This is a genomic window from Chromobacterium piscinae, assembly GCF_021129175.1.
GTDB lineage: Bacteria > Pseudomonadota > Gammaproteobacteria > Burkholderiales > Chromobacteriaceae > Chromobacterium > Chromobacterium piscinae.
In genome coordinates this window covers 1-6092 of the sequence record NZ_JAJOHV010000105.1, presented here as the reverse complement: position 1 = coordinate 6092, position 6092 = coordinate 1, and the positions used below count along the sequence as shown (strand labels likewise).

At 70.2% G+C, this 6092-nt stretch carries 6 protein-coding genes; 3 read left to right on the top strand and 3 right to left on the bottom strand.

All coding sequences use genetic code 11. The annotated features are described in order from the left end of the window. A partial coding sequence (locus tag LQR33_RS21435; RefSeq protein WP_231470364.1) for a winged helix-turn-helix domain-containing protein occupies window positions 1–387 on the top strand: 387 nt, incomplete at its 5' end. Next, complete coding sequence (locus tag LQR33_RS21430; RefSeq protein ID WP_231470363.1) at window positions 384–1730, top strand: ATP-binding protein; 1347 nt, start codon at window positions 384–386, stop codon at window positions 1728–1730. The genes LQR33_RS21435 and LQR33_RS21430, both read left to right, overlap by 4 nt. A 121-nt stretch (window positions 1731–1851) precedes the next feature. Here LQR33_RS21430 and LQR33_RS21425 read toward each other — a convergent pair whose 3' ends face one another. From LQR33_RS21425 to LQR33_RS21415, 3 genes are all read right to left on the bottom strand, one after another. Further along, window positions 1852–2208, bottom strand: a complete 357-nt coding sequence (locus LQR33_RS21425) for a 5-carboxymethyl-2-hydroxymuconate Delta-isomerase (protein ID WP_231470362.1) — start codon at window positions 2206–2208, stop codon at window positions 1852–1854. A gap of 13 nt (window positions 2209–2221) precedes the next feature. Next, window positions 2222–2626, bottom strand: coding sequence for a hypothetical protein (locus tag LQR33_RS21420; protein WP_021475450.1), 405 nt, complete (start codon window positions 2624–2626; stop codon window positions 2222–2224). Window positions 2627–2698: 72 nt separating this feature from the next. Further along, window positions 2699–4627 carry a TonB-dependent copper receptor gene (locus tag LQR33_RS21415; protein WP_231470365.1) on the bottom strand — a complete coding sequence of 643 codons (1929 nt, stop codon included), beginning with the start codon at window positions 4625–4627 and terminating at the stop codon, window positions 2699–2701. Between the two features lie 119 nt (window positions 4628–4746). Between LQR33_RS21415 and LQR33_RS21410 the strand changes: the two genes are divergently transcribed. Then, the gene (locus tag LQR33_RS21410) at window positions 4747–6003 is read left to right on the top strand and encodes an ATP-binding protein (RefSeq protein WP_231177033.1); all 1257 of its coding nucleotides are present in this window, start codon (window positions 4747–4749) and stop codon (window positions 6001–6003) included. Window positions 6004–6092 lie beyond the last annotated feature (89 nt).

The window sequence follows — 6092 nt, the reverse complement described above, 5'->3', positions numbered from 1 at the left end:
GCCGGCGCCGACGACTACCTGGCCAAACCATTCGCGCTGGCCGAGGTGGCCGCGCGGCTGCGCGCCCTGACCCGCCGCCGCCATGGGCAGTGCGGCCCGCTGCTCAGCCACGGCAGGCTCAGCCTGGACCCGGTGGCGCGGACGGCGACGCTGGACGGCGCGCCGCTGGAGCTGACCGCGCGCGAGCTGGCCTTGCTGGAGCTGCTGCTCAGCAGCAAGGGACGGGTGCTGCCGCGCGAGCTGATCGAGGAAAAACTGTATGGCTGGGGGCAGGAATTGGAAAGCAACGCGCTGGAAGTGTATGTCCACCATTTGCGCAAGAAGCTGGGCGCGGGCTTCATCCGCACCTTGCGCGGCATAGGCTACACGCTGGGAGAGCCGGCTTGACGCGGCTGCGCAGCCTGCAGGCCCGGCTGATGCTGGTGTTGCTGCTGATCGTGCCTGCCACCTGGTTGGCGGCGTCGGCGGCCGCGGTGTGGCTGGCCCAGCGCGAGGTGGATGAGCTGTTCGACACCCAGATGGCGCAGTTCGCCCGCCAGTTGCTGGCGATAGACGTGCACGGCATGCGACCGGATGATCCGCCCAAGCTCAAGCATCTGCTGGCCGGGGCCGACAAGGGGCGGATGGACAACGACGACATGGGGCTGGCGATCTGGGACGCGCAGGGGCGGCAGGTGCTGTGCGACGGCCGCGGCCGCCGTTTCGACTACGAGCCGACGCGGCGCGGTTTCCACGACTTCATCGGCCATGACCATCATCACGACTGGCGTCTGCTCTATCTGCCGGCGCCGGATGGCTCGCGCATGGTGGCGGTCGGGCAGAAACTGGGGCTGCGGCAGGAGATGGTGTGGAGCGTGGTCAAGGCCCAGCTGCTGCCCTGGATGATAGGGCTGCCGTTGATGCTGCTGGCCATCCTGCTCGGGCTGCGCCGCGAGCTGGCCCCGTTCCGCCGACTGGCCGGCGCGATTGCCGCGCGCGCGCCGGACGATAACAGCCCGGTGCCGGACGAGGTGCCGCAGGAGGTGCGGCCGCTGGTGCGGGCGCTGAACGCGCTGTTCGTCCGCATCGGGACAATGCTGGAGCACGAGCGGCGCTTCACCGCCGACGCCGCCCACGAGCTGCGCACCCCGCTGGCGGCGCTGCGGGTGCAGGCCGAAGTACTGGCGCTGACGCCGGACGAGGGCGGCCGCCGCCATGCGCTGTCGCAGTTGCAGCTTGGCATCGAACGCGCCGGCCGTCTGGTGGAGCAGCTGCTGGCCTTGTCGCGGCTGGACCCGTTGCAAAGCCCGAGGCAGCGCGAGGCGGTGGTGTGGGGACGGCTGGCCGAGGGCCTGATGGCGGAGTTGGCGGCGACTGCCGACGGGGTGGAATGGCGGTTGGACTGGCGCTGCCCGCCGGAGCAGGCGCTGCCGCTGTCCGGCGACCCGACCCTGGTGGGGCTGATGCTGCGCAATCTGCTGGAAAACGCCTGCCGCTATGGCCCGGCCGACGGTGTGGTGGAACTGAGGCTGGAGGAGGATGCGGTCAGCGTGCTGGACCGCGGGCCGGGCATCGCGCCGGAATGGCTGGAGCGGGTGCGCGAGCGCTTTTTCCGCCCGCCCGGCCAGGAGCAGCCGGGCAGCGGCCTGGGCCTGTCCATCGTCGAGCGCATCGCGGAGTTGCATGGTTTGCGGCTGGCATTGAAGAACCGGCCGGATGGCGGGCTGGAGGCGAGGCTGGAGCGGGCCTGACTGCGACAATCCGCCGCAGGCGGGGCGCGCCGCGCCGAGGTATGCTGTGAAGGCTGGGCGCGACAGGCGTCCGGCAGACAAAGGTTGCAAGCCCGCCATGACCCGGCGGGCTTTTTTTTGCTCAGCCGAGAGCCCGCAGCTTGTCGCGGCGGCTGTAGGCGGCGGGCGCCATGTCTCGAACCTCGCAGCTGACGGATTGCACGCCGGGCAGCCGTTCGCAGACCGCGCGAACCAGCCGGTCCGCCAACTGACCCTTTTGGTCGTCGTCGCGGCCGGCCAGGATGTGGCAAGCGATGTGGACAAAATCCTGGTCGCGGCCGCCTACCAGGAAATCATCGTAGGACTGCAGCCTGACCTTGATGTCGGCGCTTTGAAACAGGCCACTGGCGTCGGCGGCTTCGTGGACGGCACGCAGCAGTCGGTCGATATCCGGATGGCCGGCGATCTCGGCCGAGCATTCGATCACGCAATGGGGCATGGGCTTCTCGCTATCAATGGGGCGGGTTGGCGGGCGCGCTGAAACGGATGCGCCAGAACAGCGCGTTGCACACGCCGCCGGCCATCGCGCCCAGGTACAGGGTCATCGAGTCGTTGTACAGCAAGGGCTCGGCGATGCGGGCGTACAGCAGCGTGATCGTGCTGCCGCTGACCGCGCCGGGGGCGAAGGCGACGACGGCGAGCAGCCAGGCCGGCCATTGCCGTTGCCAGCGCTCCACCGCGCCGGCCATCGCGATGCGCAGCAGGCACAGCAGCAGGCCGAAGACCAGCGCCGGCACCGCGCCCATCAGGTAGGCCATCATCGGCACCACGCCGCTGGCCAACAGCGCCACCAGTGGCCCGAGCAGGATGAACAGCGTCAGACCGCAGGCCAGGATCTTGAAATAGGGAATCTTCATGCCGCCGCCATCGTGAAAAAGGCTTCCAGCCTAGCAGACTGGAAGCCCCGAGACGAGAGGACGGGCGGATATTTACAGCTCGACCTGCAGCTTGGTCCACAGCGTGCGGCCGGGCTCGTTGACGCGGGTGGTCCGGGTGTAGCCGGCCACCATATCGCCGCCCCTGCTGACGCTTTCGGCGTAGGCGCGGTTGAACACATTGTCGATGCCGGCTAGCAGCTTGAAGCGCTTGCTGATCTTCCAGCCCGCGTCCAGCGACAGCGTGGCGAAGCCGGGTGCCGTGCCGATGTCCTGGCCGACGATATTGCCCTGGCCGGGCGCGACGCGGTCCTGGCGCTGCGCCGCGCGCAAGGCGGCGCCGGCGCCGTAGCGGCCGTTGTCCCATTTCAGGCCCAGCTTGCCCTCCAGCGGCGGGGTCTGCGCCAGCGGCCGGCCGTCATCCAGATTGGCCGCCCATGCCCAGGCCACGCTGCCGGACAGCGTCCATTGCGGCGCGAAGCGCCAGCGCGCCTCGCTTTCCAGGCCGTAGCGGCGGGCGTCGACGTTGCGCGCCTTCTGCGGGCTGTTGTTGTCGACCAGGATGAAGTCGCCGACGCGGCTCAGATAGGCGGACAGCGAGCCTTGCACCTTGTCGTCCTGGTACAGCAGGCCGGCGTCCAGCTGCAGATTGCTTTCCTTGCCCAGCCTGCCGTTGCGGTTCAGCTCCCAGTAGTCGGGCGCGCGCTGCGCCTGGCCCAGGCCGACGTAATGGGTCCAGCCGCCGGTCTTGAGTTCGTAGCGGACGAAGCCGGAGTCCATGTGGTAGCGGTTCTCCGCGCGGATGCCCTTGTTGGACGCGGCCTCCAGCACTGCGAGGGTGGCGTCGCGGCGCAGGCCGGAGATCAGCCTGCCCTGCGCGCCAAGGGGGGTGGACGCTTCGGCGTACAGGCCCTGATTGTCGAAGCTGATGTCCGGCAGGCGCGGCTGTTGCTGGTAATCGACGTCGAAGCGTTTGCTGTGGCGGTCGCGCAGCCAGTCGACGCCGGTGGTGACTTCCCAGTCGCCGAAGGCCAGGTCGGCGCTCAGGCGTCCGGTATCGGCTTCGCGGTCGGGATTGCCCAGCATTTTCATCTTGGGAGCCGGGCGCAGCGAGAAGTTGTCCATCACGTGGTCGACATAGCTGTGGTTCAGTTGCAGGCGCACCGCGTCCAGCCAGCCGGCCAGACGGCGCTGCTCCAGCTTGACGCCCCAGGCGTCGCGGTCGAACTTGCTGCCGTCCATCATCCGGTCGGCGTAGGCGGCCTGGCCGCGGCTGCGGTCGGCCGAGACTTCCAGCGTGGTGTCGCGGCCCGGCGTCAGGCCGACGATGGCGGTCTGGCTGTCGCGGTCGAACGCCGAGTGGACCGGACGGCCGTCGCCATCGCGATAGTCGCCGCCGTGGTTGCGGCTGGCCAGGATGCGCGCGTAGCCGTATCGCGAGCCGGCGGCGAAGTCGGCGTAGGCGTCGTTGCGGTCGCCGCTGCCGCCCAGCAGGCTGCCGTTGAAGCGGACGCCCGGCTGGTCGAAGCGGGGCGTCTTGCGTTCGAAGTTGACGCCGCCGGCCACCAGGCCGGGGCCGAGCTTCACGCTTTGCGGCCCCTTGACCACCTCCACCACGTCGTAGGCGTCGGGGAACAGGTAGGCGGTGGGCGGGTCCATCCGGCCGCCGCAGCCGCCGAACACGAAGCCGCCGTCGGCCAGGATGGCCAGCCGCGAGCCGCCCAGGCCGCGCAGCAGCGGATCGCCGGAGCTGCCGCCCTTGCGGGCGACGTTGAAGCCGGGAATGTTTTTCAGCAGCGAGGCGCCGTCGGCGGCCGGCGCCGGCTGGCGCGGCGCGCGCGGGTCCAGCGACAGTTGCAGCGGCTGGTCGAGGCGGCTGGCGGTCACCAGCACTTCTTCGCCGACGAAGGCGGGCGTTTCCGCCGCGCAGGCGTGGGCGACGGCCAGCGCGAGCGGCAGGGGGAGCAGGTAGCGGATTGTCATCACGGAACAGGTTTGTGTTGGAATTATTGACCGGGGATGGTAGTGGAAGCCGCCGAGCCGACCAATGCGGCAAAGTGTCGCAGCCGCCGCGCGGCCGGCTTGGTGGTAAAGTGCCCTCCATGAACAGGAATGCGATGTTGGCGCCGGCGCTGGCGGGGGATGCTCCGCAGGCCGGCGCGCGGGTGCGGCGCTTGCGCTGGCTGATGCTGTGGCTGGCGGCGGCGATGCTGGCTGGTTGCGCGCTGGAGCGGGTGGAACTGCCGTGGCTGCTGGTCGGCCAGGCGCTGGGCACGCTGGCGCTGGTCAATCTGCTGCTGCCGCGCCTGCCTGCCTGGGGACTGCCGGCAGAGCTGGCGCTGCGGCTGGGCCTGCTGTTCGACGTGCTGGTGCTGACCGAGCTGCTGGCTTTCAGCGGCGGCGCGGCCAATCCGCTGGCTTCGCTGTATCTGCCGCCGGTGCTGTTCGCCGCGCTGCTGTCGCCGGGCTGGTTCGCCTGGCTGCTGGCGGCGCTCAGCGTGGCGGCGTACGGCCTGCTGTTCGAGTGGCATCTGGACTGGCCGCTGAACGGCGGCAACGCCGCCTACGCCTTCAATCTGCACCTGTCCGGCATGTGGATTTCCTTCGCGTTGTCGGCGCTGCTGATCGCCGGTTTCGTTTCCTGGCTGGCCCGCCAGCTGCGCCATCAGGGCGACGCCCTGGCGCAGGCGCGCGAAACCCAGCTGCGCGACGAGCAGCTGCTGGCGGTGGGCATGCAGGCGGCCGGCGCCGCCCATTCGCTGTCCACGCCGCTGAACACGATGACGCTATTGGTGGACGAGCTGCTCAGCGAGCGGCAGGGCGACGAGGCGCTGCGCCAGGATCTGGAACTGATGCGCGCGCAACTGGCCAGCTGCCGCGCGACGCTGTCCCGCCTCAAGCACGGCTCCGAATCCCGCGGGGGGCCGCAGCCGCTGTTCGCGTCGCTGGCCGAGCGGCTGGAAGGCTGGCGCAGCCTGCGGCCGGATGTGAGGCTGGAGTGGCGGACGCCGGACGGCGACGATCCGCTGGTGAGTCTGGACGCCGCGTTCTGGCCGGCGCTGTTCAATCTGGTGAACAACGCGGCCGAGGCCGGCGGCGGCGAGGTGGCGGTGTCGGCTAGCCTGAGCGGCGGCCGGCTGCGGCTGGACATCGTCAACCGCCAGGGCTGTTTGAGCGAGGCGCAGCTGGCGCGCGCAGGGCTGGCGCCGCTGGATTCGTCCAAACCGGCCGGCCTGGGGCTGGGCATGATGCTCAGCCACGCCACGCTGGCCCGGCTGGGCGGCACGCTGCGCCTGGACAACCGCGCCGAGGGCGGCGTGCACGCCCGCATCGAACTGCCGTTGGAGGAGGGAGCGTGAGCGATTTCCTGCTGATAGACGACGACGAAGCCTTCGCTATGGTGCTGACCCGCTCGCTGGCGCGGCGCGGCCACGCGGCCGCCTGGGCG

Bases quoted from the DNA above. Each gene is read 5' to 3' on its own strand.
- LQR33_RS21415 (WP_231470365.1), bottom strand. From the start codon at position 4,627: ATGACAATCCGCTACCTGCTCCCCCTGCCGCTCGCGCTGGCCGTCGCC.
- LQR33_RS21410 (WP_231177033.1), top strand. From the start codon at position 4,747: ATGAACAGGAATGCGATGTTGGCGCCGGCGCTGGCGGGGGATGCTCCG.
- LQR33_RS21420 (WP_021475450.1), bottom strand. From the start codon at position 2,626: ATGAAGATTCCCTATTTCAAGATCCTGGCCTGCGGTCTGACGCTGTTC.
- LQR33_RS21425 (WP_231470362.1), bottom strand. From the start codon at position 2,208: ATGCCCCATTGCGTGATCGAATGCTCGGCCGAGATCGCCGGCCATCCG.